Annotated in this window: 20 protein-coding genes, 7 tRNA genes and 1 riboswitch; of the genes, 23 read left to right on the top strand and 4 right to left on the bottom strand. The window is 64.6% G+C overall.

Going from position 1 to position 26,709, the window contains the following annotated elements:
* The first annotated feature begins 138 nt into the window (after positions 1 to 138).
* The 13 genes from EII26_RS04725 to EII26_RS04665 all read left to right on the top strand — a co-directional run bounded on the left by EII26_RS04725 (position 139) and on the right by EII26_RS04665 (position 7,516).
* Positions 139 to 1,101 carry an ROK family protein gene (locus EII26_RS04725; protein WP_124887994.1) on the top strand — a complete coding sequence of 321 codons (963 nt, stop codon included), beginning with the start codon at positions 139 to 141 and terminating at the stop codon, positions 1,099 to 1,101.
* Between the two features lie 38 nt (positions 1,102 to 1,139).
* A riboswitch (cobalamin riboswitch) is annotated at positions 1,140 to 1,318 on the top strand.
* Positions 1,319 to 1,491: 173 nt separating this feature from the next.
* Positions 1,492 to 2,529, top strand: a complete 1,038-nt coding sequence (locus EII26_RS04720; RefSeq protein WP_124887993.1) for an ABC transporter substrate-binding protein — start codon at positions 1,492 to 1,494, stop codon at positions 2,527 to 2,529.
* Positions 2,513 to 3,601: a FecCD family ABC transporter permease gene (locus EII26_RS04715; RefSeq protein WP_199735067.1), complete on the top strand. Its 1,089-nt coding sequence runs from the start codon at positions 2,513 to 2,515 to the stop codon at positions 3,599 to 3,601. The genes EII26_RS04720 and EII26_RS04715 overlap by 17 nt, the downstream gene beginning before the upstream one ends.
* Positions 3,595 to 4,359: an ABC transporter ATP-binding protein gene (locus EII26_RS04710; protein WP_124887992.1), complete on the top strand. Its 765-nt coding sequence runs from the start codon at positions 3,595 to 3,597 to the stop codon at positions 4,357 to 4,359. The genes EII26_RS04715 and EII26_RS04710 overlap by 7 nt, the downstream gene beginning before the upstream one ends.
* Before the next feature lie 80 nt (positions 4,360 to 4,439).
* A tRNA-Ala gene (locus EII26_RS04705) sits at positions 4,440 to 4,515 on the top strand.
* Between the two features lie 8 nt (positions 4,516 to 4,523).
* Positions 4,524 to 4,601 (top strand) — tRNA-Pro (locus EII26_RS04700).
* Positions 4,602 to 4,624: 23 nt separating this feature from the next.
* Positions 4,625 to 4,701 (top strand) — tRNA-Gly (locus EII26_RS04695).
* A gap of 13 nt (positions 4,702 to 4,714) precedes the next feature.
* Positions 4,715 to 4,791 (top strand) — tRNA-Arg (locus EII26_RS04690).
* Between the two features lie 15 nt (positions 4,792 to 4,806).
* Positions 4,807 to 4,883: transfer RNA gene (locus EII26_RS04685), tRNA-His, on the top strand.
* An 11-nt stretch (positions 4,884 to 4,894) separates the two neighbouring features.
* Positions 4,895 to 4,971: transfer RNA gene (locus EII26_RS04680), tRNA-Arg, on the top strand.
* Positions 4,972 to 4,980: 9 nt separating this feature from the next.
* Positions 4,981 to 5,056, top strand: a tRNA-Lys gene (locus EII26_RS04675).
* Positions 5,057 to 5,124: 68 nt separating this feature from the next.
* Positions 5,125 to 6,456, top strand: a complete 1,332-nt coding sequence (gene miaB / locus EII26_RS04670) for a tRNA (N6-isopentenyl adenosine(37)-C2)-methylthiotransferase MiaB (RefSeq protein ID WP_124887991.1) — start codon at positions 5,125 to 5,127, stop codon at positions 6,454 to 6,456.
* Positions 6,457 to 6,520: 64 nt separating this feature from the next.
* Positions 6,521 to 7,516 (top strand): AraC family transcriptional regulator, encoded by a 996-nt coding sequence (locus EII26_RS04665; RefSeq protein ID WP_233572610.1) that lies wholly within the window; start codon positions 6,521 to 6,523, stop codon positions 7,514 to 7,516.
* 12 nt (positions 7,517 to 7,528) lie between these two features.
* Here the strand turns inward: EII26_RS04665 and EII26_RS04660 are convergent, their stop codons facing one another.
* Positions 7,529 to 8,728 carry an MFS transporter gene (locus EII26_RS04660; protein WP_124887989.1) on the bottom strand — a complete coding sequence of 400 codons (1,200 nt, stop codon included), beginning with the start codon at positions 8,726 to 8,728 and terminating at the stop codon, positions 7,529 to 7,531.
* A gap of 363 nt (positions 8,729 to 9,091) precedes the next feature.
* On the opposite strand from EII26_RS04660, the gene EII26_RS04655 reads away from it, so the two are divergent.
* From EII26_RS04655 to EII26_RS04645, 3 genes are read left to right on the top strand one after another with little or no spacing between them, the layout of a single operon-like run.
* On the top strand, positions 9,092 to 9,901 hold the full coding sequence (locus tag EII26_RS04655; RefSeq protein WP_124887988.1) for an alpha/beta fold hydrolase: 810 nt from the start codon (positions 9,092 to 9,094) through the stop codon (positions 9,899 to 9,901).
* 4 nt (positions 9,902 to 9,905) lie between these two features.
* Positions 9,906 to 10,658, top strand: coding sequence for a helix-turn-helix transcriptional regulator (locus tag EII26_RS04650; RefSeq protein ID WP_158612160.1), 753 nt, complete (start codon positions 9,906 to 9,908; stop codon positions 10,656 to 10,658).
* A 25-nt stretch (positions 10,659 to 10,683) separates the two neighbouring features.
* Positions 10,684 to 11,112, top strand: a complete 429-nt coding sequence (locus tag EII26_RS04645; RefSeq protein ID WP_124887986.1) for a VOC family protein — start codon at positions 10,684 to 10,686, stop codon at positions 11,110 to 11,112.
* Positions 11,113 to 11,283: 171 nt separating this feature from the next.
* On the opposite strand, the gene pdxR is transcribed toward EII26_RS04645, so the two are convergent.
* On the bottom strand, positions 11,284 to 12,660 hold the full coding sequence (gene pdxR, locus EII26_RS04640) for a MocR-like pyridoxine biosynthesis transcription factor PdxR (protein WP_158612159.1): 1,377 nt from the start codon (positions 12,658 to 12,660) through the stop codon (positions 11,284 to 11,286).
* A gap of 118 nt (positions 12,661 to 12,778) precedes the next feature.
* Here pdxR and pdxS point away from each other — a divergent pair, with 118 nt between their 5' ends.
* From pdxS to EII26_RS04615, 5 genes are all read left to right on the top strand, one after another.
* Positions 12,779 to 13,621, top strand: a complete 843-nt coding sequence (pdxS, locus tag EII26_RS04635) for a pyridoxal 5'-phosphate synthase lyase subunit PdxS (protein WP_124887984.1) — start codon at positions 12,779 to 12,781, stop codon at positions 13,619 to 13,621.
* Between the two features lie 147 nt (positions 13,622 to 13,768).
* On the top strand, positions 13,769 to 14,764 hold the full coding sequence (locus EII26_RS04630; protein WP_124887983.1) for a DctP family TRAP transporter solute-binding subunit: 996 nt from the start codon (positions 13,769 to 13,771) through the stop codon (positions 14,762 to 14,764).
* An 82-nt stretch (positions 14,765 to 14,846) separates the two neighbouring features.
* Positions 14,847 to 15,332, top strand: a complete 486-nt coding sequence (locus EII26_RS04625; protein ID WP_158612158.1) for a TRAP transporter small permease — start codon at positions 14,847 to 14,849, stop codon at positions 15,330 to 15,332.
* Positions 15,329 to 16,615 (top strand): TRAP transporter large permease, encoded by a 1,287-nt coding sequence (locus EII26_RS04620; RefSeq protein WP_124887981.1) that lies wholly within the window; start codon positions 15,329 to 15,331, stop codon positions 16,613 to 16,615. Before EII26_RS04625 ends, EII26_RS04620 begins: the two co-directional genes overlap by 4 nt.
* A 10-nt stretch (positions 16,616 to 16,625) precedes the next feature.
* Positions 16,626 to 17,783 carry a M24 family metallopeptidase gene (locus EII26_RS04615; RefSeq protein ID WP_124887980.1) on the top strand — a complete coding sequence of 386 codons (1,158 nt, stop codon included), beginning with the start codon at positions 16,626 to 16,628 and terminating at the stop codon, positions 17,781 to 17,783.
* A 154-nt stretch (positions 17,784 to 17,937) separates the two neighbouring features.
* Here EII26_RS04615 and EII26_RS04610 read toward each other — a convergent pair whose 3' ends face one another.
* Together EII26_RS04610 and nifJ are read right to left on the bottom strand one after the other, a co-directional pair.
* Positions 17,938 to 18,789 carry a nucleoside phosphorylase gene (locus EII26_RS04610; protein ID WP_124887979.1) on the bottom strand — a complete coding sequence of 284 codons (852 nt, stop codon included), beginning with the start codon at positions 18,787 to 18,789 and terminating at the stop codon, positions 17,938 to 17,940.
* Positions 18,790 to 18,942: 153 nt separating this feature from the next.
* Positions 18,943 to 22,470: a pyruvate:ferredoxin (flavodoxin) oxidoreductase gene (nifJ, locus tag EII26_RS04605; protein WP_124888008.1), complete on the bottom strand. Its 3,528-nt coding sequence runs from the start codon at positions 22,468 to 22,470 to the stop codon at positions 18,943 to 18,945.
* A 616-nt stretch (positions 22,471 to 23,086) separates the two neighbouring features.
* Here nifJ and EII26_RS04600 point away from each other — a divergent pair.
* On the top strand, positions 23,087 to 24,922 hold the full coding sequence (locus EII26_RS04600) for an ABC transporter ATP-binding protein (RefSeq protein WP_124887978.1): 1,836 nt from the start codon (positions 23,087 to 23,089) through the stop codon (positions 24,920 to 24,922).
* Positions 24,919 to 26,661 carry an ABC transporter ATP-binding protein gene (locus tag EII26_RS04595; RefSeq protein ID WP_124887977.1) on the top strand — a complete coding sequence of 581 codons (1,743 nt, stop codon included), beginning with the start codon at positions 24,919 to 24,921 and terminating at the stop codon, positions 26,659 to 26,661. The genes EII26_RS04600 and EII26_RS04595 overlap by 4 nt, the downstream gene beginning before the upstream one ends.
* Positions 26,662 to 26,709: the final 48 nt, after the last annotated feature.

The following is a 26,709-nucleotide window of genomic DNA, read 5'->3' as shown; positions in this document are numbered from 1 at the left end:
CGGCCCGTGCCTCCGCCATTGCGATAGCGGAGGGACCGGCAAGTTTATTCGCCACACGGACAAGCTTTTTGGATTGAATCCCGGCGTTTTCTTAGAATGTCGCCGTCGTGAGGACGGCGGGCAGGGGAGGGTGCGGCCGTGGCTTTTTACCTTGGGGTGGACATTGGCGGGACCAACATCAAGGCGGGTGTGGTCGATGGGTCGGGGGCCATCGTCGGGGAGGCGGACCTGCCGACGGGGGCCGACCGGCCTCAGGAGGTGGTCTTCGGGGACATCGTGGAGGCTGTCGGCCGGGCCGTTGCCGCGTCCGGCGTTGCGCGCGCGGAGATCCGGGCGGCGGGGGTCGGGTGTCCCGGCACGGTGGTTCCCGAATCGGGAGTGGTGGCTTACAACAACAATCTGGGCTGGCGTAACTTTCCTTTGGGAAAGCTGCTCTCCGAAGCGCTCTCCCTGCCCGTCCGCGTGGAGAACGACGCCAACGCGGCGGCCTTGGGCGAGGTCTGCGCGGGCAGCGCCAAGGGGGCGTCGAGCGCCATGATTCTGACCCTGGGCACGGGCGTGGGGTCGGGGTTCGTCGTCGACGGACGCATCTGGACGGGCTGGAACTCCGCCGCAAGCGAATTCGGGCACATGGTGATCGTCCGGGGCGGCCGGCCCTGCACCTGCGGGCGCCTCGGCTGTCTCGAGGCCTACGCCTCGGCGACGGGGCTGATCGCCCTGACGCGCGAGGCCATGGCCGCGCATCCGAAGAGCCTCATGAACGCCCTGGCCGGGGAGGAGGGGCGGGTCGGAGGCCATACGTCCTTCGTCGCCGCGGAGCGGGGAGATGCGGCGGCCGCGCGCGTGGTGGACGAGTACGTGGATTGCCTGGCCTGCGGCGTGGCGAACATCGTCAACGGGCTCCAGCCCGAGGTCGTCAGCCTGGGCGGGGGTGTGGGCAAGCAGGGCGAACGCCTGCTGGGGCCCCTGCGCCGTAAGGTCTTTGCCGAGGTCTACGGTGGCTGCGGCGAGCGTTCGACCCGTTTGGTGAGCTGCACTCTGGGCTACAAGGCGGGCCTGATCGGAGCGGCCATGGCCGCGATGCAGAATGCGGGGGACTGAGGCGGGCGGGTATTTGACACGCCCATGGCCCTGCTATACAATCCAGGGCACAATCGAATAGGCGAGCCGAGCGCAGGAAGTCGGTGCAAATCCGACGCAGGCTTACCCCTACTGTAAGCGGGGACCGAAGGACGGGCCATTGCTCCCACCGGAGCGAGAAGGCGTCCGGAGGGACGATCCGCGGAGTCAGGATACTCGTTCGGCGACGATTTGCGGTCCTTGGGTGGGGGGATTCCCGCGTTCCGTGCGCCGGTGGGCGCCGGCACACTGTTCATGGACTTCTCATCCTCGAGGGATGGGAAGTTTTTTTTATGCCGGGATGGCGACGAATCCGGATGAGTTCGGGAATAGCCGGCGTCCCGAGAACGGACGATGATGGAGGTAGGGAACATGAAGGGAAAGATCGGAGTGAGGCTGGTCGTCTCCTGGCTGGCGGTCCTGGTGTGGACCTGCGTCGCCCAGGCGGCGACCCAGACGGTGAAGGACAGCATCGGGCGCGAGGTGGAGATACCGGACCCCGTGACCCGGGCGGTCGTGGCCAACGCGTACAACACGGAGATCATCAACGCGATCGGCGCGCTCGACCGCGTGGTCGGCGTGGACTACAACATCTATCAGGACAAGGAGTCCTGGAGGAACCGCTTCTCGGAGAATCAGGTGATCGGAAAGAGCCAGAGGGAGCTGAACTACGAGAAGATCGTCGAGCTCGCGCCCGAGGTGCTGATCCTGACGGGCAACGGCGCCTACGAGGAGGCCGAGCGCCAGCTCGGGAACTTCGGGATCAAGGTCCTGGTGGTCGACGCGTACTACACCGACCAGTTCGCCCGGAACTGCGCGCTGCTTGGCCGCATCTTCGGACGGGACGCGGAGGCGCGGGAGCTCGCGGACTACTTCACGAGCAAGCTCGACTACATCCGGACGAGGCTCGAGGGCGTGAAGAAGAAGACGCTCTATTTCGAGTATCGGAGGATCGGGAACACGACGATCCCGGGCAACTACTTTTTCAATATGATCGAGTTCTCCGGCGCGGACAACGTCTTCAAGACGTCGAAGAACGTCGAGGTGGACCCCGAGGCGGTGGTCGCGAAGAACCCCGAGGCCATCGTCAAGGTCTCCGCGCCGAACGTGTACTCGTCCTACTACCCGCCCACCCGGGAGGAGCACGAGGCCATCAGGAAGGAGCTGACGGGCCGGCCCGGCTGGGACGAGATCGACGCGGTGAAGAACGGCCGCATCCTGCTGCTGTCGCACTACGTCCACGGCGGGGCCTCCAAGCTGGTGGGGACGATGTACGTGGCGAAGTTCCTCTATCCCGACCTGCTGCCGGACCTGCATCCCGAGCAGGTGTTCCGCGACTGGCTCGTGAAGTACCAGAAGCTGGACTACATCGAAGGGCACGCCTATCCCGCTTATGGGTTCGAGGACTAGCGAGACGCCGGACATCCGGGCCGCCTACGAGCGCCGCAGCCGCCGCAAGGCCGGGATGCTGGCGGCGGGCGTAGGCGCCGTGCTGATGATGGGGCTCTATTTCACGACCCTGGGCGTTGCCGACACGAGCTTTGCCCAGGTGCTGCGGGCGCTCTCCGCTTGGGTCGGGGGGCGTCTCGACTCCGGCGGCGCGGAGTCCGCGGCGTACAAGATCGTCGTCCTGATGCGCCTGCCGAGGATCGCCATGGCGGTCCTCGCCGGCGCCGCCCTTGCGGTCTCGGGCGTGGGGATGCAGGCGGTCACGGGCAACGCGCTCGTGAGCCCCTTCACCATCGGTATATCGGCGGCGGCCGCGTTCGGGGCCTCGATGTGCATCGTCTTCGGCTCGGGGACCCTCGTGGGCGGCAAGGTCGGCATCGTCCTGTGCGCGTTCGCCGCGTCCCTTTTGTGCGTCGCCCTGGTCTACGGCATCTCGAAGAAGGTGGGCATGGCGCCCGAGACGATCGTACTGACGGGGATCGCGCTCAACTACTTCTTCAGCGCGCTGACGTCCACGGTGGAGTTCTTCGCCCAGGAGCACCGCCTGGCGGCGGTGGTCCACTGGACGTTCGGGACGTTCAACGGGACGACCTGGGGCGAGGTCGGGGCCGCCTTTCCGTTCGTCGCAGTCTGCTGCTGCGCCGTCCATCGCGTGGCGCTGAAGCTCGACGCGATCGCCTCGGGGGACGACGAGCTGGTCCGGAGCCTGGGGATCGATCCCGAGGCGGTTCGCATGTTCGTGGGGGTCGCGTCGGTCCTGATGACCGCCGCGGTGATCAGCTTCACGGGGGTCATCGGCTTCGTCGGGCTCCTGGCGCCGCACATCGCCAGGCTGCTGTTCGGGGGCGACCACCGCTTTCTGATCCCCTTCTCGGCCGTGTGCGGGGCGCTGCTGCTGCTGGCCGCGGACGCCGTCGGAAAGACGGTGCTCGCGCCGGTGAGCGTTCCGGTCGGGATCGTGGTCTCCTTTCTGGGCGTGCCGCTCTTCATCCATTTGATCCTGAGCGGGCGCAGGAGGGCGCGGCGATGCTGAGGGCGGAGGGGCTGGGCTTCGTCTATCCGGCCGCGGGCAGGGTGTTCTCCGAGGTCGGCTTCGAACTTCGGCGCGGGGAGGTCCTCGGGCTTCTGGGGCCGAACGGGACCGGAAAGACGACGCTGCTGAAGTGCCTCAATCGGATTCTGGTGCCGTCGGAGGGGCGCGTGACGCTGGACGGCGTCGATGTGGCCGCCATGAGCCCGCGCGAGCGGGCGGAGCGCATCGGGTACGTGCCGCAGTACGCCGCGCCGGCCTTTCGCATCACCGTCGTCGACGCCGTTCTGTTGGGGCGCATTCCCTTCGCGGGCCGCAGGCTGAGCCGGAGGGACAGGGACATCGCGTTCGGGGTGATCGAACGCATGAAGCTCGAGCCGTTCGCGTTCCGGCACCTCGACGCGATGAGCGGCGGCGAGCGCCAGAGGGTGGCCATCGCGCGGGCGCTCGCGCAGGAACCGGGGCTGCTGATCCTGGACGAGCCCACGAGCAGCCTGGACATGAAGAACCAGCTTTTCATCCTGGGGCTGATCCGGGAGCTGGCCCGGGAGCGCTCTTTAGCCGTGATCCTCTCGATCCACGACCTGAACCTGGCCGCGATGTTCGCCGACAAGCTGATGATGCTGAAGGACGCGCGGCTGCACGCCTTCGGCGAGAGCGCGGAGGTCCTCACCCGCGAGGCGGTCCGCGAGGTCTACGACGTGGAGACCGTCGTGACGACCGAGGACGGATACAGGCACGTCCGCCTTCTGAGGCGTTGAACGCATTTGCGACGGCTCGCTCAAGATCTTGGTTGACAAGATCGGGAGGGGCGTATAAAATACTCTCTGTTGTTTGCAACGGGGCTGTAGCGCAGCTGGGAGCGCGCTTCCCTCGCACGGAAGAGGTCGGGAGTTCGAATCTCCTCAGCTCCACCATTATTTTTCGGGGCGTGGCGCAGTCTGGTCAGCGCACCTGCTTTGGGAGCAGGGGGTCGAAGGTTCAAATCCTTTCGCCCCGACCAGCGCGGACCAACAGTGTGTCGACGCGGGAATAGCTCAGTTGGCTAGAGCGATGGCCTTCCAAGCCGTAGGTCGCGGGTTCGAATCCCGTTTCCCGCTCCATTACGAACGAGACGCGCTTGTAGCTCAGCTGGATAGAGCAACGGCCTTCTAAGCCGTAGGTCGCGGGTTCGAATCCTGCCGGGCGCGCCATACAACTTAAAAATGGTGAGCGTAGTTCAATTGGTTAGAGCACCGGATTGTGGTTCCGGGGGTTGGGGGTTCAAGTCCCCTCGCTCACCCCATAGGAAAATACGCGCTCGTAGCTCAGTTGGATAGAGCGACGGACTTCGGATCCGTAGGTCGCGGGTTCGAATCCTGCCGGGCGCGCCAAAGCAAAATGGACTGTTAGCTCAGTTGGTAGAGCAGCTGACTCTTAATCAGCGGGTCGTGGGTTCGAGTCCCTCACAGTCCACCAGAAGATCAGACGACGCTCCCTCGGGGGCGTCGTTTTTCGTATGGGACCGAACCCAGGAGATTTGGAGGATGACCGTGTATCGTTTTCACATGAAGGTTTATGGCTGTCAGATGAACGTCTACGACAGCGACCGGGTGCGCACGGCCCTGGTGCGCCGCGGCTGGGAGGATGTGGACGAGGCCGATGCCGATCTGGTGGTCGTCACGGGGTGCAGCGTGCGGGGCAAGGCCGAACAGAAGGTCTGGAGCGAGCTGGGCCGGTACGCGGACCCCTGGGGAAAGGGGCGCCGGCCCGTCGTCGCCCTGACCGGCTGCATCGCCCAGAGCCTGGGCAGGCGGGCCCTGTCGCGCTTTCCCTGGGTGCGCCTGGTCTCCGGGCCGCGGCACATCGGCCTGCTGCCCGACGGGCTGGAGCGCGTGATGCGGGACGGTGCGCGCGTGGACCTGCTGGACGACGACCCGCGGGAGTTCTTCGACCTGGACGAGTTCACCGCCCGGCGCGAGAACCCCTGGCGCGCCTACGTGACCATCGCGCACGGCTGCGACAACTTCTGCACCTACTGCATCGTGCCCTATGTGCGCGGGCGCTTCCTGTCGCGCCCCGCGGAGGACATTCTGCGCGAGGTCCGGCTGCTGGTGACGAGCGGCGTGAGGGAGGTCACCCTGCTGGGCCAGAACGTCAACAGCTACGGCAAGGACTTCAGGGACGGAACGACCTTCTCCGGCCTGCTGCGCGACGTGGCGAGGGTCGACGGGATCGACCTGGTCCGCTTCGTCACCTCCCTGCCTCAGGACTTCTCCGAGGACATCGTGGAGGTCATGGCGACGGAGCCGGCGGTCTGTCCCTCCCTGAACCTGCCGATCCAGGCCGGAAGCGACCGCATTCTGAAGCTCATGAACCGCAGATACACGCGCGCGGAGTACATGGACAAGGTGAGGATGGTGCGGGCGGCACTCCCCGAGCTGGGGCTGACCAGCGACCTGATCGTCGGCTTCCCCGGTGAGACGGAGGAGGACTTCGAGGCGTCCGTCTCGGCCCTGGAGGAGATCCGGTTCGACCTCGTCCATACGGCGGCCTACTCCGAGCGGACGGGCACGCCTGCGGCGACCATGCCGGGGGCGCTGCCCCAGAAGGAGCGCCTCTCCCGGCTGACCCGCATCAACGCGGTGCAGGACGCCATAACGCTGTCCATCAACAGGGCCCTGGTGGGGCGGACCTGCCGTGTGTTGGCGGACTCGGCCGCGCCGAAGGGCGAGGGCCTGCTGCAGGGCCGCACCCCGACGGACAAGGTGGTGCTCTTTCCCGGAGGGACCGAGCTGTTGGGTAAGTTTGTCGATGTCAACATTGTCGAGGCGGAATCCTGGTGTCTTCACGGTGAGGTCTGCGGTTCGGAAGTTTGATGTGGTATACTAAACGACCAGGCTCATTGGGCTTTGGGGGGCTTTGCGGGGTTGAGGCCCCCTCGTGAGGAGTGAGGTCGTGATGGAGCGTCAATGGCTGAGCCGAAGGATGCTGTTCAGGGGGACGCACTTGAAGGAGCTGTCGGATCGTTTCGCCAGGTTCTTCTCGTTGCCCTCCTCCCCGGAGGAGCGGTGCTTCCGTCTCTCGGGAGAGGGGGTCGAGGGGGAGTACCGGCGTGCTTTCCTCGACAACTCCATTGAGATCGGCTGGGAGAGCACGAGGTCCGACCGGGAGGTGCGTCTGGCCATGCACACGATCGGGGACGCCTACTCGCTTTATTTCTCCCTTGCCGATGAATTCTGCTGGTCGGAGGAACTCAGCGGCGCGGAATGGTCGATCGGCCCCGACAGTTTTGTCGTCCTGCGGGTCAACGAGGCCGTGGAGTCCATGAGGCTCCCTCCCGGCTGCCGGAGCGCGGGCGTGAGCCTTGCCGTCCGTGCGGAGCGACTGGAGCGGTTCCTTGGGGATGCGCCGGGGCTCGGGCTCGAAGCGAAACGCGGCTACGTCGGCCGTTCCTTCGCCCAGACCGACTCCGTGCGGCGGGTCCTGGAGGAGCTTCGGCATTGTCCTCTGTGCGGGGACCTGCGGCTTCTCTACATGGAGGCGAAGGCCCTGGAGCTGTTCTCGTTGATTTTGGAGCAGGCCCGTTCCGGTTCTTCGGCGCGGGTGCGAGATCCCCTCTCGAGGACGGAACGGCAGGCCCTGGAACGGGTGAAGTCTCTTATCGACGCGGACGTCTTCCACCCCGTCTCCATTCAGGACCTGGCCCGTCACGGGCACATCAACGAGTGCTCGCTGAAGCGGGCCTTCAAGCGCGTCTACGGCCTCCCCGTCCATTCCTACATCCGGGAGCGGCGCATGAGCGCGGCGAAGGAGCTTCTGGAGCTCGGCCGGGGGGTGGCCGAGACGGCGTTTTGCGTGGGGTACGGGGACGCCAGCAGCTTCTCGCGCGCGTTCCGGAAGCGGTTCGGGTACAGCCCCAGCGGCCTCAGGGCTTAACCTTTATTCCTCTCACGCCTTTTTCTCCCCCGGTATGCAGACTCCCATGACGATCATCGAGGCCAGAACCAGGCCTGCGATCAGGAGATACGCGCTGTCGTAGGAGTTGCGGGTCTCGTACAGGAACCCCATGAGGAGGGGGGAGAGCACGGCGCCGATGCCGTTTGCCCCCTGAAAGAATCCGGAGATGCGCGAAAAGTCCCGCCTCCCGAAAAGGGCGTTGACGTATGCGGGGATGGAGATGGAGACGAAGGAACAGCCGATCCCCGCCCCTACGGCGATGACGGCGAAGACGATCCTGTAGCGCAGGATCGCCATCCCCAGGATGCCCGCGAGCAGGGAGGCGGCGCAGAACAGGGACGCCCTTTTGATTCCCAGCCTGTCGAAGAGAACGCCCAGGACGATCTTGCCGAGGGACATCGCGAGCATCATGGCTCCGATGAACGCCGACGCGAAGGCCACGCTGTATCCCTTGTCCGCCAGGTGCGAGCCGATGCTGATGACGGTTGCGCTGATTCCGATGCCCATCAGGCAGCAGATGACCGCCACCGCCCAGAACAGCCCTCCCCTCAGGGCCTCGTCCGCGGAGATGCCCGGCAGGTCCTCCAGTGACGCGGCCGTGTTGCGGATGTCCGAGCGGTTCTCCCGGATGATCAGGAACGAGGTGAGGATCATGCAGAGCGCCATGATGGCGGAGAGGGCCATCACGGCGTTTCTCCAGCCGTAGTTTTCGATCATGTGTCCCCCCAGAAGGTTGAAGAGGATGCCCCCGATCCCAGAGCCGGAGACGACGATGCCGTTGTAGGTTCCTCGGTTGGTTTGAAACCACTGATTGACGAGCATCGAGAGGGGGATGAAGCCCCCGATCGTCACCAGCATCGCCTGCAGGGCCAAAGAGACGTAGTATGCAAGGACCCCGGTCATGAAGGCCTGAATCGAATAGGTCAGCGGCAGCAGAACCGCGATCGCGCGCATTACGGTGACCACCCCGAACCGGTCGAAGACCCGACCCGCCAGAAAGCCGCCCAGCACGGAAAAGATGCTGCGAAGGGTCATGCCCCACAGCATGCTCTTTCTCGACAGGTCCAGGGCCTGTTCGACGGGGGCGACCAGCAGGCTGGCGACGTTGAACACGATCCCCCACGAGACGGCGATATAAACAAAAAGAGCGGCTGCAAGAATGCCGCGGTAGCGCTGTTGTGCTTGGGTCATTTTTCGAGAGACTTCCTTTCCGTTCGTCGAGCCGGACGGCGATGCCCCGGCGGCATCGGTCTGCCCGCATGAGACCGACCGCGAAAGGGCCCGCTTTTCGGGGTCCCGCCGCGGTCGCTTTTTCCGCCCTCCTATTTAGCGCGTTGCGGCCGTACTTGTCAAGACGGACGAGCGATTTCGTCCCCTTCGCCCCTGCCGGCCCCGATTCGGCAGGGGGACGGCCCGCAAGTTGCTTTTTTCGGCCTTCGGTGTTATGTACTTACCGGGTCCCAAATTGTCTTTGTTCCAGGCTTCGCGATTCCCCGGCCCGCGGAAGGAAGGCAGGGGCGGGGAAAATCACTCGGATCCCACAGGAGGTCGGTCATGCCGTTCGTAATCACCAACGATAACGTCTCCATTCACTACGAGGTGCACGGTCGGGGGAAGCCCCTGCTGTTCCTGCCCGGCTGGACCTGCACGACGCGTTTTTTCCACAAGAACGTGGAGTCCCTGTCGAAGGACCGTAAGGTCGTCCTCATGGACTTTCGCGGCCACGGGGAGTCCGAGAAGGTGCTCTACGGGCACCGCATCGCCCGCTACGCGATGGACGTCCTCAATCTGATCGAGGCACTGGACCTGGACGAGGTGACGCTCGCCGGATGGTCCATGGGGGCGGCCGTCGCGTGGAGCTACCTCGAGCTGTTCGGGCCGCGCCGCGTCCAGAAGCTCGTCTGCATCGACCAGGCGCCGGCGCAGTACATCGGTCCGGACTGGGCCTGGGGCCAGACGAGCTGCTACGACGCGGAGACGTTCGTGCGCACCTGCTGCGCCGTGGAGTTCGCGCCGCGCGCCTCCGCCGAGGGACTGGCCCATGGCTGCCTGCATCGGGAGCCGACCGTGGAGGAGGTCGCCGAGATCGCGGACGAGATCTCCAAGTGCCCTCCCAAGGTGCGCGTCGAGATCATGCGCGACCACACGCATATCGACTGGAGGGACTTCCTGCCGCGGGTAACGGTTCCCTCGCTCGTGCTCGTCGCCCGGAACAGCAAGGTCTTTCCTTGGCAGGGGAGCGCCTATGTGGGCGAGGCCATCCCCGGAGCGAAGACGGTATTCTTCGAGAATTCGGGACACATGCTCTTCTGGGAGGAGCCGGACAGGTTCAACGCGGTGCTGGCGGATTTTTTGGACGCTTGACGGCATGTCCTTCCGGGAGGTGACGTCGGGGAAGAACCTTGCGCGGTACGTCGACGCTTATTGGTTCCATCGGGAGACGAGCGGGGGGCGGGCGTTTTCGGTCCTTCCCGACGGATGTATGGACCTGATCTTCGATCGTTCGGAGGGGCGTGCTCTCGTCTGTGGGACTATGACGCGTTCCCGCGAGGTGAGGAGGGCGCCGGGAGGGGCGCTTTTCGGAATCCGTTTCCTCCCCGGCGTGCTGCCGCCGCTCCTGGGGGAATCGACGGATCGTTTTCGGGACGGGACGGCCGATCTCGGGGCCGTTTCCATCCGCCTGGCCGACCGCTTTGCCCCCCTGCACGATTTGAGCTCCGTGGAGGAGATGTCCGCGTTCTGTGACTCGGCCCTTGAGGAGGTTTTGAGGAGGGTTCCGGTGGATGACCGCATTCTCCTCCGCCTTTCGGTTCCGTCCTGTTCCGTGACGCGGCTGTCGTCTGAAGCAGGGCTCAGCGTGCGTCAGCTCGAGCGGCTGTTTGCGCGGTACGTCGGCGTTCCGCCGAAACTTTTCCTGAAAATCCTCCGCTTTCGGTGCCTTCGGGAGGAACTCGAGAGGTCGGACGAGCCGCTGGCCCGACTTTCCCAGAAGCTCGGCTATGCAGATCAGTCGCACATGATCCGGGAGTATCGGCAGCTTCATCCCAAGGGGGAGAGGATGTCGCATTTGTACAAGACGCCCGGTGTCCGATCCGCTACACTGTCGGACATTCCTCTTTGAGGGGAGCGAAAGGGAGGCGACAACGATGAAAGCATTGAAGAAGCTCACCCCCAATCTTATGGTGAGGGATGTCCGGAGATCCGTGGCGTTCTACGTCGATGTCCTGGGGTTTGAGCCGGTGGCGTTCGTGTCCGGGGAGAATGGCATGGAGTCCGGGCTTGTACCGGGGAGGCGGTATGTGTGGGCCCTGGTCCGGAGCGGGGCGGTCGAGGTGATGCTGCAGGCCGAGGAGAGTTTGAGGACCGATGTGGAGGTCCTTTCCAAATGCCCGATCGGCTCGTCAGCCACGCTCTACTGCGAGACGGATGATGTCGGCGAGCTGTACGGGCGCGTCAGGGCCGGGGCGGAGATCGTGAAGGAGCTCTCGACCGCCTGGTACGGAGCGGACGAGTTCTACGTCCGGGACCCCGACGGCTACGTTCTGGCCTTCGCCCAGGCGAGGGCGGGAAAGTAAGCGGGGCGGTTCATCGTTTTCTTCGGTCCGCCCGGGGCGGTCGAGCCGGGTCGTCTTTCTCCTCCGGCGGGTTGCCTCGAGCACTCGGCGGCATGAACGTGTCCATGGCCCGGCCCCAATGTCCCCCACCTCGGCCTCCGTCGTGCCTGTTCCCCTTGAAGTCGGGAGGGATCATTTTTTCAGGGCCTCTATCGTTTTCTCCATAATCCCGATGCCATCCTCCAGGTCGAGATCGCTGAGCTTCGAGAAGCTCAGAAGATAAAGCCCCCTGAAATCCTCACCGTTCACCGCGAAGTCGGAGATGGGGGTGAGCCTTACTCCGGCGCTCTCCAGGTGTTCGAGCAAAGCGTCGGCATCGACCTCCGGGATTTCGATCACGAAGGATGTGCCGGAGGTCGGGCCGTGCATCTTGATGTGCGCGGAGCGCTCGATGCGGTGTTTCGTCCTGGAGTGTTTTTTGCCGTAGCAAGACTTCATTCGGTTTATGTGCTTTTCGAAGTACCCCTCCGACATGAAGCGTGAAAGGGCCGTCTGAATGAAGAGGGATACCGGGCAGCCGAACCCCTTGAAGGCCCTTTCGTACTCTTTCATGAGCCGCTCGGGCAGAATCATGTAGCTGACCCTCAGCGAGGGAGCGATGAGCCTTGAAAAACTGCCCAGGTAGATCACGTCGTCGTTCGTGTCCATACTTTTCAGGGCGGGGGTGGGCTTTTCCCTGAACTTGAACTCGCCGTCGTAGTCGTCCTCGATGATGTATCTCTCGGGCCTGAGGCTTGCCCAGTTCAAAAGCTCGATCCTTCGGTTTATGGACATGACTGTACCCATCGGAAACTGATGGGCGGGGGTTACAAGGACGGCAATGGAGTTCAGATCCCGGATCCGTTCGATTTCGACGCCCTGCCTGTCCAGATTGAGAAAAATGGGATTGGCCATATCGTAGGTGAAAAAGGGGTTTCCGAAGGCGTAGCCGGGGTTTTCGAAGGCATAGAGCGTATTGCTGTCCAAAAGTCTTTTGAGGATATAAAAAAGGTGTTCCGTCCCTGCGGAGACGATCATGTTGGACGGGGCCGCGTCGATCCCCCTCGAGTTCATGAGGTAGGCGGCGATGCTTTCCCTCAGGGGAGGGAAGCCCTTGCAATCGCCCTGAGCCAACAGGTTTTCATGCTCCGACGAAAACACTTGCCTGAAAATTTTCTTCCAGACGGAATAAGGGAACAGGGAATCGTCGACGCCGCTGTAGGAAAAATCGTACTTGTATTTTGGAGGCATCGCCCTCTCGAGGACGGCGGGCTGGCGGCGTCCGAGCCTTATCAAATCGTCTATCGCCTCGACGAAGTAGCCCACCTTTTCCGCGGACCTGACATAGCCCTCGACCTCCAGCTGATGATAGGCGTTGCTGACGGTATTGATGCTGATTTTCAAATCTCTGGCCGCCGCCCTTATGGAGGGCAGCCTGTCTCCGGCGGCAAGCTTTCCTGATGCGATCCTGCTTTTTATGTCCTCGTAAAGGCTCAAATACAGCGGAAGAACGGTCTGTCCCAATGGCATGTCCGCCTCTGTATCCATAAATTTTTTTTAAACTGTATCTATCAATGGAGACAGTATAGCAGATATAATGCCTGAGCTGACGGAACACCGGAGTAAAAATGTTGGGAGGAAAGAATTTATGGACATTTACGAGAGGCTGAGGGGCGGAGTCGTCATGGATGTCGTCAATCCCGAGCAGGCCAAAATTGCGGAGGCGGCGGGGGCGGTCGCGGTCATGGCGCTCGAGAGGGTTCCGGCGGACATCAGGGCGGCGGGGGGAGTTTCGAGGATGAGCGACCCCAAGAGGATCGAGGAGATCGTCAAGGCGGTCTCGATACCGGTCATGGCCAAGGTGAGGATCGGGCACTTCGTGGAGGCCCAGATCCTGGAGGCACTGGGCGTCGATTTTATCGACGAATCCGAGGTTTTGTCCCCCGCCGACGGGGTCCATCACATCGACAAGAAACAGTTTAAAACCCCCTTCGTGTGCGGCGCCAGAAACCTGGGAGAGGCGCTCAGAAGAATTTCCGAGGGGGCCAGGATGATACGGACGAAGGGCGAGGCGGGGACCGGCGACGTGATTCAGGCCGTCTCCCATATGCGGCAGATCATGGGCGAGATTGCGCTGGTTCGGTCCCTTCGGAAGGATGAGGTGAATCATCGGGCAAAGGAGCTCGGGGTCGACCCGGAGCTTTTGAGCGGGGTGAGGGAGAAGGGGAGACTGCCGGTTTTGAACTTCTCGGCAGGAGGGGTCGCGACACCGGCGGATGCCGCTTTGATGCGCCAGCTTGGGGCGGAGGGCGTGTTTGTGGGGTCGGGAATATTCAAGTCCGGGAACCCCGAAAAAAGGGCAAGGGCTATCGTCAAGGCGGTGGAGCATTACGAGGACCCGAGGATGCTGCTCGAGGTGTCCGGGGACCTCGGGGAGGCGATGGTGGGGATCAACGAGGACGAGATCAGGACGATCATGAGTCGGCGTTGACGAGAAAACGAAACTGCAGTTGCCTTTTATTCTTTTGATTGAAAATACGGGCCCTTGTGATATATTGTCCGTATCGCCCGGGGCTTGCCAAGGGAGGAGCCGCTGCGGCAATATCGGCGTTTCTACGACAAGGAGGTTCCGTTTTCGATGAGGAAGGTTCTGCTCGCGTTGCTGTGCGTCTCCATGCTGCTCGTTCCGTCCGTCCCGGCCCTTGCGGCCGACGCGGTGAAGCTGAAGTTCAGCCATGCTGCGCCCCGCACCAGCACTTGGCACCAGGGTGCCGAGAAGTTCGCCGAGATCGTCAGGGAGAGGACGCAGGGCAAGTTCGACTTCACGATCTACCCGCTCGACGAGCTCTCCGGCGGCAATCAGGTTGCGGGTATCGACCTGGTGCAGACGGGGGTGACGGACGTGCATCTTCAGGACGCGCTCGTCTGGTCCGCCGTAGCCAAGAAGAGCGTCGTGCCCTGTTTCCCGTGGCTTCTGCCCACCTACGAGGACGTCGACCGCTGCATGAAGGGCGAGGGCGGAGCCAGCCTGAAGCAGGTGCTGAACGAGGCGGGGGTCGTCTGCCTCGCGATCGGCGAGAACGGATACCGCCAGGTGGTCAACAACCGCAATGCCATCGTGCAGCCCTCGGACATGAAGGGCCTCAAGATCCGCGTTCCGGGCAGCAACGTCCACGTCTCGCTGCTGAAGTACATCGGCGCGGACCCGATCACCATGAACCAGTCCGAGGTCTACACGTCCCTCCAGCAGGGCACCATCGACGCCTGCGAAAACACCCTGGACCTGCTCTTCACGCAGAAGACCCTGGAGGTCGTCAAGCACATCTCCCTCTGGAACTACTCCTACGACCCGCTGTACCTCTCCGTCAGCAAGGAGCTTTGGGAGAGCCTGAGCGACGAGGAGAAGGCGGTCTTCCAGGCGGCCGCGGACGAGGCGATGGCCCATCAGGTGGCGGTCACCCGGGAGAAGGAGGCGGCCCTCCGCGGTCAGCTGGGCGAGTACAAGATCGAGGTCGTCGACTCTCTGACGCCCGAGCAGGTCAAGGCCTTCCGGGAGGCCACGACCAAGGTCTACGAGGATTACCGGCAGGAGTTCGGTGAGGACCTCTTCAAAAAGTTCGGACACGCATTCTGATTTCCCGCCGCAAGAGCCTGAAGGGGGCCCGAAGGGGCCCTCTTCTCCTATGTCTGGAGCCGCATTCGGGAGGGACTGCAACGTGAATCGATTCTGGAAGGGGTTCAACATCCTGGAGGAGAGCGTCATGGTCGCCGGCATGGCCGTGATGGTCCTCTTCAATTTTCTCAACGTCGTCTTTCGCTACCTGTTGCCGCAGACGCCCTTCTCCTACACGGAGGAGCTGGTGGTCCTGGTCTTCATCTGGGTGAGCCTGTTCGGCATCTCCTACGGCTACCGCATCGGCGCGCACACGGTGCTGACCTTGGCGTCGGATCGGATGCCCGCAGCGCTTCAGCCCGTCCTGATCGGCTTCGCCACGCTCGCCTCGGCCCTGCTGATGCTCGTCCTCGCGCGGACCGGGTACGCGATGGTGATGAACCAGATCAAGCACGGACAAATTCTGCCGGGGATGCGGATCCCCATGGCCATCGCGGGGTGGTCCATTCCGGCGGGGGCCGCCGTGACGCTGGTCAGCGTCCTGCGGTCGGGGTACCTGGAGATCCGGAAGGCGAGGGCTGGGGCATGATCGCCTTCGTGCTGATCGGCGTGTTCTTCGGACTCCTGCTCCTGAGGGTCCCCGTCGCGGCCTCGATGGGACTGGCGGCTCTTGCGGGAATCCTGCAGATGGGCTTCAAGATCTCCGTGTTCCCCACCGTGTTCTATGCGGCGATCGCCCGCTACACGCTCCTGGCGATCCCCTTCTTCATCCTCGCCGGCGTGATTATGGACCACGCCGGCATATCCGGACGTCTGATCGCCTTCGCGAACGCCTGCGTGGGACACCGCAAGGGCGGGTTGGCCGTGGTCACGGTGGTGGTGGCCTGCTTCTTTGCGGCCATCTCCGGCTCCGGACCCGCCACCGTCGCCGCGATCGGCGGGGTCCTGATTCCCGCCATGGTCCGCCAGGGCTACGACAAGGACTTCGCGACCGCGTTGGTCGCCTCCTCGGGCGGCATCGGGATGATCATCCCGCCCAGCATCCCCTTCATCATCTACGCCATGCTGGCGGAGGTCTCCGTCGGCACGATGTTCATCGCGGGGATCGTCCCCGGGCTGCTGTTCGGCCTCTTCTTCTCCGCCGCGGCGCTGCTCTGCCTGCGCGCGGACGCGAACGTCGTGCGCCAGGCAAGGCAGCCGGCCGGCGTGCGCTGGAGGACGTTCAGGGAGGCCCTGTGGGCCCTGATGATGCCGGTCATCATCCTGGGCGGCATCTACGGGGGCGTGTTCACGCCCACCGAGGCGGCGGGGGTCGCGGTGGTCTACGGGCTCCTGGTCGGGCTCTTCGTCTACCGGGAGATCAAGCTGCGCCAGCTGTGGCGGATCTTCGTCGAGGCCTCGGTCTCCTCGGCGGTCATTATGTTCATCATGGGCTGTGCGGGGGCCTTCACCTGGATCCTGACCACCTCGGGGGTGGCGGGCCAGCTGACGGGCGCGCTGCTGTCCGTGACGCGCGACCGCACGGCGATGCTGCTGCTCATCACCCTGATCTTCCTGATCGCCGGGTGTTTCGTCGACTCGGCCTCCGGCTTTTACCTCCTGATGCCGATCCTCCTGCCCATCGTGCGGGAGATGAACTACTCCCTGATCGCCTTCGGCGTCATTGCCACGGCCAACTTCGCCATCGGGCAGGTGACGCCGCCCGTCGGGTCCAACCTCTTCGTCGCCTGCAACATCGCGAAGGTCTCCATGCGGGATCTCGTGGCGAAGGTCTGGCCGTTCCTTATCGCCGGCGTCCTTTGCCTGCTCCTGATCACGTTCCTTCCCTGGCTCATCACCTTCCTGCCGGCGGCGATGGGCATGAGGTTCTGAGGTGTGCGCCATGAACGTCCCCCAGGAGGAGATCCACGGCCGATGGCGGAGGGTCCGTGAGGAGATGGCCGATGCCGGCGTCGATGTCCTCGTCACCGGGGCATCGGCCCAAATGGAGTTCCGCGGTGCCCTGCGCTACCTGGCCAACTACGTTCTGCCCGTGTTCGAGGAGTACCTGGTCCTGCCCCTGACGGGTGCCGTCGCGCTTTTCACGCATGACGCCGCCGGGGCCGACTACGCCGCGCGGTACGGCGCGACGGACGAGGTCCGCATCGTCCCGGGGCACGAGTACAACTCGGACCCCGGTCGGTGCGTGGCCGAGTACGTCCGGTCCTTCGGCCCCGGCAGGGTGGGGCTTGCCGGCCAGGCCGGCCTGAGCGCCAACTTTTATCTCTCCCTGCTGCGTCATCTGGGCGGTGTGGCTCCGGTCGACTTCACCCCGCGGATGAACCGCGTCCGCAGGGTGCAGAGCCCTTTGGAGATCCGGCTCTCCGAGGCGGCCGTCCGGCTCAACGAGGAGACCTTCCGGCACTACCTCCAGTTCGTCGGGCCGGGCAGGCGGGAGCTGGACGCGATCGCCGCCGCCTCGCGTTTCGCGGCCGAGGCCGGAGCGGAGGAGCTGTACTGGATGGCGGCTTCCGGCCCCCTGCCTCGGCTGGCCTATCTGGCCGACGCTCGGCAGAGAGGGCACGTGTGGTGCGGGGGCGATTACCACACCATCGTCCTGGAGCACTCGGCGGAGGGCGGCTATTTCGGCGAGACCACGCACCTGATCTCCCTGGGGGACCCCGACCCGAGGTATGTCCGGGCCTTCGCCGCGGTGGGGGAGGCGCAGAGGGCCGCCGCCGCGCGGATCCGCCCCGGAGCGACGGTCGGGGAGCTGGCGGATGCGGCGGAGGCGGTCCTGATCGAGAGGGGCTATGCGCGGCCGCGCGGTGCGGGAGAGCCGCCCGCCGCCATCGGACACGGGCAGGGGGCGGACGTCTGGGAGTTCCCCCGAATCGTGAGCGGGGATGCGACTCCGATCGAGCCGGGGATGCGTTTCAACATCCATCCCTTGGCGGTCCTGGAGGACGGAGCGCGCATCACCTCCTGCGACTGCCATATCGCCACGCAGGACGGCTCGCGCCGTCTGTCGACCCTGCCCTACGAGATCGCGGTCGTCTGAGGTCCGTCGGCCCATCCGCACAATAAAAAACCGCCTCCCGATGGGGGCGGTTTTTTTGTCGTGCTTTTGGAGCCTGAGGACGGCAGGCTGCGTCATGACCTCCCAAGCGGGACCAAACCGGGCTGCGGGAGGGACGGACCCGAGCCCCGCAGCCTCACTTTTTCCCCAGATGGAGCAAACCCGGGAACCAATAACGCTTGTTCGCGGTCCTCTTGAGCTCGTCCCAGGAGGCGAGGATGCTCACGGCCTCGTTGGCGACGCGGACGCTCCGGTCGATGCCCTCGTACCGGAACGTGTCCTTCAGGCGATGCGCCACGACAGCGAAGACCGCTCCGGCCCGGAACCCGTAGAGCCCCGCGAGCGTGAAGAGCGTCGCGGCCTCCATTTCGAAGTTCAGCACCCGGGCGCGCCGCAGGTCGTCGACCCTGTCCCGGAACGAGGACTGCGTGTAGCCGCCGAAACCCGGCCGGGCCTGCCCGCAGTAGAAGGAGGCTGTCGAACAGCCCACGCCGACGTGATAGGCGGCCCCCAGGCGCTCGCAGGCCTCCACCAGCGCGGCGGTGACCTCGTAATGGGCCTGGGCGGGGTAGGAGAGGTCGACGTACTCCGGACTCGTCCCGTCCTGGCGCATCGCGCCCGAGCAGACGATCAGGTCGCCGCACTCGACCTCCTCGGCGATGGCCCCGCAGGAGCCCACGCGGATGAAGGTGTCCGCCCCCAGAGCGGCCAGCTCCTCCACCGCGATGGAGGTCGAGCCGCCCCCCATGCCCGTGGAACAGGCGGTCACAGGGACGGAGCCGATGGCCCCGCTCCAGGTCCGATGTTCGCGATGGTTCGCCACAAAACGGGATTCGGTCCACTCCTTGGCGATGACGTCCGTGCGTTCCGGGTCCCCGGGAAGGAGGACGTAGCGGTTCACGTCCCCCCTTCCACAGCGGATGTGATACTGAAGATCGCCCTCCATTACGGGACGCTCCGCGCTCTCCGAGCGCCAGCCTCCGGACATGGCATTACCTCCTTCCGAAGTCGAAGGCCGAGGTTCTCCCGGCCTGCTTTTGGCCTTCCCCGATCTCCATCTTCGCATTATAGCTCATGCGGTTCGGAGTGCCGCGGCCGGATAACGGAAGGGGACGGCTCCTTCGCCGTCCCCTCGATCACCTCAGCTCGCGATGCAGCCGATCGCCCCGGCCTCCGCCATCTGCCTGTAGCGCTCGTACTTCTCCTTTGCGTCCTCCTCGGCCATCGCGATGAGGACCTTCGCCTCCTCGGGGAAGGTCCGCTCGAGGGCGGCGTAGCGAACCTCGCCCATCAGGAACTCCCGCAGCGGGCGGGTCGGGGCCTTGGAATCGAGGACGAAGGGATTGAGCCCCTCCTTGACCCGGCGGGGATCGTAGCGGTAGAGGTGCCAGTACCCGGCCTCGACGGCCAGCTTGGACTCCTTCTGGGCGAAGCCCATGCCCTTGACGATCCCGTGGTTGATGCAGGGCGCGTAGGCGATGATCAGGGACGGCCCCTTGTAGGACTCCGCCTCCTTCAGGACCTTGACCAGATGGTTCGGGTCGGCGCCCATCGCCACCTGGGCGATGTAGATGTTCCCGTAGCTCATGAGCATCGCGCCCAGGTCCTTTTTCCTCACCTTCTTGCCCGAGGCCGCGAACTGCGCCACCGCACCGACGGGAGTGGCCTTGGAGGACTGCCCGCCCGTGTTGGAGTAGACCTCCGTGTCCACCACCAGGATGTTGACGTCGGGCCCGAGGGCGAGCACGTGGTCCAGCCCGCCGTAGCCGATGTCGTAGGCCCAGCCGTCGCCGCCGTACATCCACATGGATTTTTTGACGAAGTGCTCCCGGTTCTGCCAGAGGTAGCGGCAGTCCTCGTCGTCCGAGTTCGGCGCGACGCGTTCGAGAAGCGTAATGACGTCGTCGGCGCGCTCGCGCGTTCCTGCGGTCTCATTGAAGCCGTCCAGCCAGGCCGTCAGGGCCTTGGCGAGGGCCTCGTCGGTGCATCGGGGCAACAGGGCGCGCGCCTTCATGGCCAGCAGTTCCCGCTGCTGCTGAACGGCAAAGCACATCCCCAGGCTGAACTCGGCGTTGTTCTCGAAGAGCGAGTTGGAGAACGCCGGCCCGTGTCCCCGGCTGTTGACGGTGTAGGGGACGCAGGGGGAGGCCGCGCCCCAGGCCTGAGTGCAGCCCGTGGCGTTGGCCAGGTACATCCGGTCGCCGAAGAGCTGCGTCATCAGTTTCATGTAGGGCGTCTCGCCACAGCCGGCGCAGGCGCCGGAGAACTCCAGCAGCGGCTGCTCGAACTGGCTCCCCTTCACCGAGAACTTGTCCATGGGGTTCGGCTTTTCGGAGAGCGTCAGGGAGTAGTTCCAGTTCTCCATCTCCGGGAGCTGGCTCTCCAGGGGCTTCATGATCAGGGCCTTGTTTTTGGCGGGGCAGGTCTCGGCACAGCTTCCGCAGCCGACGCAGTCCAGGGGGTCCACCTGGATCCGGAATCCGTAGCCCTCCATCCCCTTGCCCCTGCCCGGCAGGGTGGCGTAGTCCCGAGGCGCCGCGGCCTTCTCGTCCTCGTCCAGAAGGAAGGGGCGGATGGCCGCATGGGGGCAGACGAAGGAACACTGATTGCACTGGATGCAGTTCTCGGGGACCCACTGGGGCACGTTGATCGCCGTCCCGCGCTTCTCGTACTTGGAGGTCCCCAGGGGGACGGTGCCGTTGGCGTCGTCCGCAAAGACGCTCACGGGAAGGTCGTCGCCCTTGAGGGCGTTGACGGGGATGAGGATCTCGCGGATGTATCGCGGCAGGTCCGCGCTGGGGGCGGACCTGGCCTCGTCCTCAAGGGACGCCCAGGTCGCGGGCGGCTCGACGCGCACCAGTCCCTCGATGCCGCGGTCCACGGCGTCGTAGTTCATGTTCAGGACCTTGTCGCCCTTGCTGCCGTAGGTCTTTTTGATGGCGTCCTTCATGTAGCGCACGGCGTCCTCTATGGGGAGGATCCCGGAGATCTTGAAGAAGGCCGCCTGAAGCAGGGTGTTGATGCGCCCGCCCATCCCCATCTCCTGCGCGATGCCCGTCGCGTCGAGCGTGTAGAACCGGATCTTTTTCTCGGCGATCTGCCGCTTCACCGAGGCCGGCAGGTTATCCTCGAGTCCCTGCGGGTCCCAGGCGCAGTTCAGCAGAAAGGCCCCGCCGGGCTTGACGTCGGACACGATGTCGTACCGGCCGATGTAGGAGGGGTTGTGGCAGGCCACGAAGTCCGCCGCGCTGACGAGGTAGGTCGAGTGGATGGGGTTTTTCCCGAACCGCAGGTGGGACTTCGTCACGCCGCCGGACTTCTTCGTGTCGTACTCGAAGTAGGCCTGCACATAAAAATCCGTGTTGTCCCCGATGATCTTGATGGAGTTCTTGTTCGCCCCGACCGTGCCGTCGGAGCCCAGTCCCCAGAACTTGCAGCTGACCGTCCCGGGGTCGCCGGTGTCCACCGACGGGCCGAGCGGCAGGGACAGGTGCGTGACGTCGTCCGTGATCCCCACCGTGAAGTGGCTCCTGGGCTCGGCCTGGCTCATGTTGTCGAACACCGCCAGCATCTGGGCGGGGGTGACGTCCTTGGAGGAGAGCCCGTAGCGCCCGGCGTAGACGGCCGGGTGCTCGGCCCGTCCGATCATGGCGGTGGCCACGTCCTTGAAGAGCGGCTCCCCGGCCGACCCCGGCTCCTTCGTCCGGTCCAGCACGGTGAGCCGTCTCGTCGTCCTCGGCAGGGCCGCCAGCAGATGGCGCTCGGAGAAGGGGCGGTAGAGGTGCACCTGCAAAAAGCCCACCTTCTCCCCTTTGGCGTTGAGGTGCTCCACGACCTCCCGAAGGACCCCGCTGACCGACCCCATGGCGACGACGACGCGCTCCGCGTCCTCCGCGCCCCAATAGTTGAAGAGCCCGTAGCGTCGCCCCGTCAGGCGGCTTATCCGCTCCATGTAGCTCTCGACGACCTCGGGCAGTCTGTCGTACCAGGGGTTGCAGGCCTCGCGCGCCTGGAAGAAGATGTCCGGGTTCTGCACCGTGCTGCGCTGGACGGGGTACTCCGAGTTCAGGGCCGTCTTGCGGAACGCGGCCACGGCCCCCCAGTCCAGCAATTTGCCGAACTCCTCGTAGTCGAGCACCTCGATCTTCTGGATCTCGTGGGAGGTCCGGAACCCGTCGAAATAGTGGAGGAAGGGCACGCGGCCCTTGATGGCCGCCAGGTGCGCCACCCCCGCCAGGTCCGCCACCTCCTGGACGCTGCCCGAGGACAAGAGCGCGAAGCCCGTCTGGCGGCAGGCCATGACGTCGGACTGGTCCCCGAAGATGGAGAAGGCGTGCGTCCCCACCGTACGTGAGCTGACGTGGAGCACCCCGGGGTGGAGCTGGCCGGCGATCCGGTACATCGGGGGGATCATCAGCATCAGCCCCTGTGCCGCCGTGTAGGAGGTCGCCAGAGCCCCCGCCTCCAGCGCTCCGTGCATGGCGCCTGCGGCCCCGTGCTCCGCCTGCATCTCGACCAGCCTCACCCTCTGTCCGAACAGGTTCAGGTGCCCCTCCGCCGACCAGCGGTCGACATGCTCGGCCATGGGCGAGGAGGGGGTGATGGGGTAGATCGTCGCCACCTCCGTAAAGGCGTAGGAAACCCACGCCGCCGCCTCGTTGCCGTCCATCGTTCTGTTGGTCTTCTTGACTTCCAAAAAAATCCCCCTCCTCAAAGCGTTTCTTTTTAGTATCGTTTTCCGAAAACTTATGTTAAATAAGCCACTTCTTGATCTTCTATTATAGCTTATAGCGCAAGAGGCAGTAAATTTTTCGACCTTCGGCCGGTTTTGGGGAGCCGGGGAGGGACCGCTCCGGTCCGCGTTCTGCGATTTTGGCATGTTGCCGCACTTGAGCGCGCCCTTCAAGGGCCCTGTCGGAAAAATGATGCGGCCGGGCCCGTTCCGTGCTCCCATTGCGGCCCCCTCTCCGGGGCAATCGTTTCTGAATCCTGAATGGTACTAAAGAGAGATCGATCCAGCTCGTTTCAATTTCAAGTCATCCGTGCTTCATGGCGTCGGACGCTGCTGGAGAGCGCTGTGCGAGGCCGGGGGGAACGGCGGCGCCGATATCGACGCGCGGCTGCGCCGCCTGTCTGCAGGGCGGGAGGGACGCTGACGGTTTTTCCCGATCGGTCATGTTTTTCTCCCGATCGGTCATGTCCGGTGGAGGGCGGATGCGGTAAAATGATCGCGTAAAAGTTTGCTATATAAAACTTTTGTTTTTCTCTGAGAGGAGCGATTGTGCATGGAGAAAAAGAAGAGGAGCGGCATTGCCCGGCTGCTGGCGATCGCCGGGGAAAGGCGGGGGCTGGTGTCGCTCTCCTGTGTGTTGGCGTCGCTCAGCGCGGCGCTGATGCTGGTGCCCTTCCTGAACGTGTACTTCATCCTGAGTGAGCTGCTGGAGAGCGGGGTGACGCCGGAGAACTCGGGGTTCTTCATCCATCAGGGGGCCGTCGCCTTCGGAAGCATGGTGTTCGGGTTCGTCGTGAAGTACGCTTCCCTCATGGCCTCGCACGTGGCGGCGTTCAGGATCCTTTACGGCATCCGGATGCGCCTCGCCCGTCACATCGGCGGATTGTCCCTGGGGTTCCTGTCGGGCACCACCATCGGCGCGGTCAAGAAGACGATGGAGCAGAACGTCGAGGACATCGAGCTTTTTGTCGCGCACAGGATTCCGGAGGTCGTCGAAGCGCTGGTCACGGTGCTGATCCTGGCCGGGGCCCTGCTCTGGCTCAGCACCCCGCTGGCCCTGGCCTGCCTGGGCGCGTTCGTGGCGGCGCTTTTGATGCAGGGGTCCCTGTGGTTCGGCGAGAAGGGCAAAATGTTCCTCAAGAAGTACTACGATTCTCTGGAGCGGGTCAACGCCTCGGCGGTGCAGTACGTGCGGGGGATGCAGGTCGTCAAGGTTTTCGGGCGGACCGTGCAGTCCTTCCGGGGGTTCTACAACGACATCCAGGCCTATGGGGATTTCTGTCTCCAGTACACCAACCGCTATGAGCGCGGCTATATCCTGTTCAAGGTGGTGGCGGGCTCGTTCCTCACCTTTCTGCTGCCCGTGGGGCTCCTGATGATTCAGAGCGATCCGGGGGACCAGGCTCTGGCTCTGACGTTCCTGTTCTTCGTCGTGATGGCCCCCGGAGCGGCGTCCCCCATGATGAGCCTGACGATGCTGGCCATGCAGAGCCGGCAGATCGACGAGGGGGTGGAGCGCATCGAGGCCGTGATGGAGCGCCCCCCCGTGCCCGAGCCCGTGAACCCCAGGAGGCCGGAGCGGTTCGACGTGGAGTTTCGGGATGTGAGCTTCTCCTACGAGGCGGGGGCGGACGGCACAAACGGCGTTTCCACGCGCGCTCAGGCCCTGTCGGGAGTCTCGTTCAGGGCGGAGGAGGGGCGCGTGACCGCGCTGGTCGGCCCCTCGGGCGGCGGAAAATCCACCGTCGCCAGCCTGATCCCGCGCTTCTGGGACGTGCGCGAGGGGCAGATCCTCGTCGGGGGCGTGGACGTGCGGGACATCCCGGTCGAGACGCTGATGGACACGGTGTCGTTCGTCTTCCAGGACAACTTCCTGTTCTTCGACACGGTGAAGAACAACATCCGGGTCGGACGCCCGGACGCGACGGACGAGGAGGTCTTGGCCGCGGCGCGGGCCGCTCAGTGTCATTCTTTCGTCGAGCGACTGCCGCAGGGCTACGACACCCTCATCGGAGCGGGGGGCGTCTACCTGTCCGGCGGGGAGGAGCAGCGCGTCTGCATCGCCCGGGCCGTCCTGAAGAACGCGCCCATCCTGGTGCTGGACGAGGCGACGGCCTTCGCCGACCCGGAGAACGAGTTCGAGATTCAGAAGGCCCTGTCGGAGCTCATCAAGGGCAAGACGGTGCTGGTGATCGCGCACCGGCTCTCCTCGGTCCGCAAGGCCGACCAGATTCTGGTGCTGAACGAGGGGCGCATCGAGGAGCGCGGCCGCCACGACGAGCTGCTGGCGGCGGACGGCCTCTACGCCCGCATGTGGCGGGCCTATGCCGGTGCGGAGAGCTGGAGGCTCGGAGGAAATGCAAGCGACGACAAGGGGGCGGTGGCATGAAGGGCATGTTTCGGGCCGTAACGGCAGGACACCCCGAAAAACTGCGCAAATCGGTCTTTTTTACGATCGTCTCGTATCTGGTGAATCTCGTCCCGTTCGCTGTCGCCATCGAGGTGGTACGCACCGTGATCGAGGCCTGGTCGCGCGGCGGCGAACCGGATATGGCGAAGCTCTGGGGACTTTGTGCGTTTCTCTTCGTCTACCTGTTCGTGATGTACGCGGCGGAGGTGCCGGCCTACCGGGCCTGCTACCGGGACGCCTACGGCGCCTCGGCCCGGGGGCGGGCCGAGCTTGCCGAGAAGCTGCGCAAGCTTTCTCTGGGCTATTTCTCGCGGCGCGACCCCGGAGACCTGGTGAACATGATCATGGGCGATTTCCTGCTGCTGGAGGCCGCCGTCTCGCACCAGGTGCCGCAGATGATCGGCGGGCTCGTCCTGCCCGTCATCGCCTTCGTGGGCCTGTGCTTCTGGAGCCCGCTCATGGCCGGCGCCATGTTCGTCTCGCTCCCGGTGGCGGCGCTGGTGCTCCTGCTCTCGACGCGGCTCCAGGACCGGCTGAGCCGGAAACACATGAGGGCGAAGATCGATGCGGGGAACCGCATTCAGGAGTACATGAACGGCATCCGCGTCATCAAGGCCTACAATCTGACGGGGGACCGCTTTGCCCGGATGGAGCGCGCCTTCCGCGGCTTCATGAGGGAGAGCATACGCCTCGAGGCGATCATGGGACCCTTCGCGATGGTGGCCATCTCCCTGATTCGCCTGGGGCTGACCCTGATGATCGTCCTGGGCGTCCATCTGATGATCGGCGGGACGCTCGACCCTCTGACCTTCGTCGGCTTCCTCATCGTCGGGACGCGCGTGTACGACCCCCTGACGGCCGCACTGCTCAATTTCTTCGTGTTCCGCTATTCCACACTGGCCGGCAAACGCATCCTGAGCCTGATGGAGGAGCCCGAGATGGCCGGGGAGGGCGACGCGCCCGAGCGGCACGACATCGAGCTCAGGGACGTCACGTTCGGCTACGGCGACGGCGGGCACGTGCTGAAGAACGTCGATCTGAAGTTCCCCGAGGGAAAGCTGACCGCCCTGGTGGGGCCGTCGGGGTGCGGCAAGACGACCCTGATGAAGGTCATGGCACGTTTTTACGACCCGCAGTCCGGGACGGTGCTCTTCGGGGGGACGGACGAGCGCGATCTGGACCCGGAGAAGCTGATGAAGCGGATATCCTTCGTCTTTCAGGACGTGTACCTCTTCCGGGATACGGTGCGGAACAACATCGCCTTCGGGCGCGAGGGGGCGACGGACGCCGAGGTGGAGGAGGCGGCCAAACGGGCCCGTGCGCACGAATTCATCATGCGGCTGCCCCAGGGGTACGACACGGTGGTGGGGGAGGGCGGCTCGACCCTTTCGGGGGGCGAGAAGCAGCGGATCTCCATCGCCCGCGCCCTGCTGAAGGACGCGCCGGTCGTGCTGCTGGACGAGGCGACGGCCAGCCTGGACCCGGAGAACGAGGTGGAGGTGCAAAGGGCCGTGAACGCGCTCGTGGAGGGGCGCACGGTGGTGGTGATCGCCCACAAGCTGCGCACGACCCAGAACGCGGACAACATCGTGGTGATGGAGGCCGGACGGGTGGTGGACCAGGGGCGCCACGAGGAGCTGCTGGAGCGCGGTGGGCTGTATGCGCGGCTCTGGGCGCTGCAGAACGAGTCCGTGGGGTGGAGCCTGGCCGGGGATTGAGTTGCGGAGAAAAACACCAAAAGTCGAGGGCGGGGATGCCCTTCCCCG

The sequence above is a fragment of the Fretibacterium sp. OH1220_COT-178 genome, from assembly GCF_003860125.1.
In the GTDB taxonomy this organism is placed as follows: domain Bacteria; phylum Synergistota; class Synergistia; order Synergistales; family Aminobacteriaceae; genus CAJPSE01.
This window is presented reverse-complemented; position numbering and strand designations above follow the sequence as displayed.

Excerpts from the sequence above, each read along its gene's own strand:
- EII26_RS04720 (WP_124887993.1), top strand. The coding sequence starts at position 1,492 with ATGAAGGGAAAGATCGGAGTGAGGCTGGTCGTCTCCTGGCTGGCGGTC.
- EII26_RS04715 (WP_199735067.1), top strand. The coding sequence starts at position 2,513 with ATGGGTTCGAGGACTAGCGAGACGCCGGACATCCGGGCCGCCTACGAG.
- EII26_RS04710 (WP_124887992.1), top strand. The coding sequence starts at position 3,595 with ATGCTGAGGGCGGAGGGGCTGGGCTTCGTCTATCCGGCCGCGGGCAGG.
- miaB (WP_124887991.1), top strand. The coding sequence starts at position 5,125 with ATGACCGTGTATCGTTTTCACATGAAGGTTTATGGCTGTCAGATGAAC.
- EII26_RS04660 (WP_124887989.1), bottom strand. The coding sequence starts at position 8,728 with ATGACCCAAGCACAACAGCGCTACCGCGGCATTCTTGCAGCCGCTCTT.
- EII26_RS04655 (WP_124887988.1), top strand. The coding sequence starts at position 9,092 with ATGCCGTTCGTAATCACCAACGATAACGTCTCCATTCACTACGAGGTG.
- EII26_RS04650 (WP_158612160.1), top strand. The coding sequence starts at position 9,906 with ATGTCCTTCCGGGAGGTGACGTCGGGGAAGAACCTTGCGCGGTACGTC.
- EII26_RS04645 (WP_124887986.1), top strand. The coding sequence starts at position 10,684 with ATGAAAGCATTGAAGAAGCTCACCCCCAATCTTATGGTGAGGGATGTC.
- pdxR (WP_158612159.1), bottom strand. The coding sequence starts at position 12,660 with ATGCCATTGGGACAGACCGTTCTTCCGCTGTATTTGAGCCTTTACGAG.
- pdxS (WP_124887984.1), top strand. The coding sequence starts at position 12,779 with ATGGACATTTACGAGAGGCTGAGGGGCGGAGTCGTCATGGATGTCGTC.
- EII26_RS04630 (WP_124887983.1), top strand. The coding sequence starts at position 13,769 with ATGAGGAAGGTTCTGCTCGCGTTGCTGTGCGTCTCCATGCTGCTCGTT.
- EII26_RS04620 (WP_124887981.1), top strand. The coding sequence starts at position 15,329 with ATGATCGCCTTCGTGCTGATCGGCGTGTTCTTCGGACTCCTGCTCCTG.
- EII26_RS04615 (WP_124887980.1), top strand. The coding sequence starts at position 16,626 with ATGAACGTCCCCCAGGAGGAGATCCACGGCCGATGGCGGAGGGTCCGT.
- EII26_RS04610 (WP_124887979.1), bottom strand. The coding sequence starts at position 18,789 with ATGTCCGGAGGCTGGCGCTCGGAGAGCGCGGAGCGTCCCGTAATGGAG.
- nifJ (WP_124888008.1), bottom strand. The coding sequence starts at position 22,470 with ATGGACGGCAACGAGGCGGCGGCGTGGGTTTCCTACGCCTTTACGGAG.
- EII26_RS04600 (WP_124887978.1), top strand. The coding sequence starts at position 23,087 with ATGGAGAAAAAGAAGAGGAGCGGCATTGCCCGGCTGCTGGCGATCGCC.
- EII26_RS04595 (WP_124887977.1), top strand. The coding sequence starts at position 24,919 with ATGAAGGGCATGTTTCGGGCCGTAACGGCAGGACACCCCGAAAAACTG.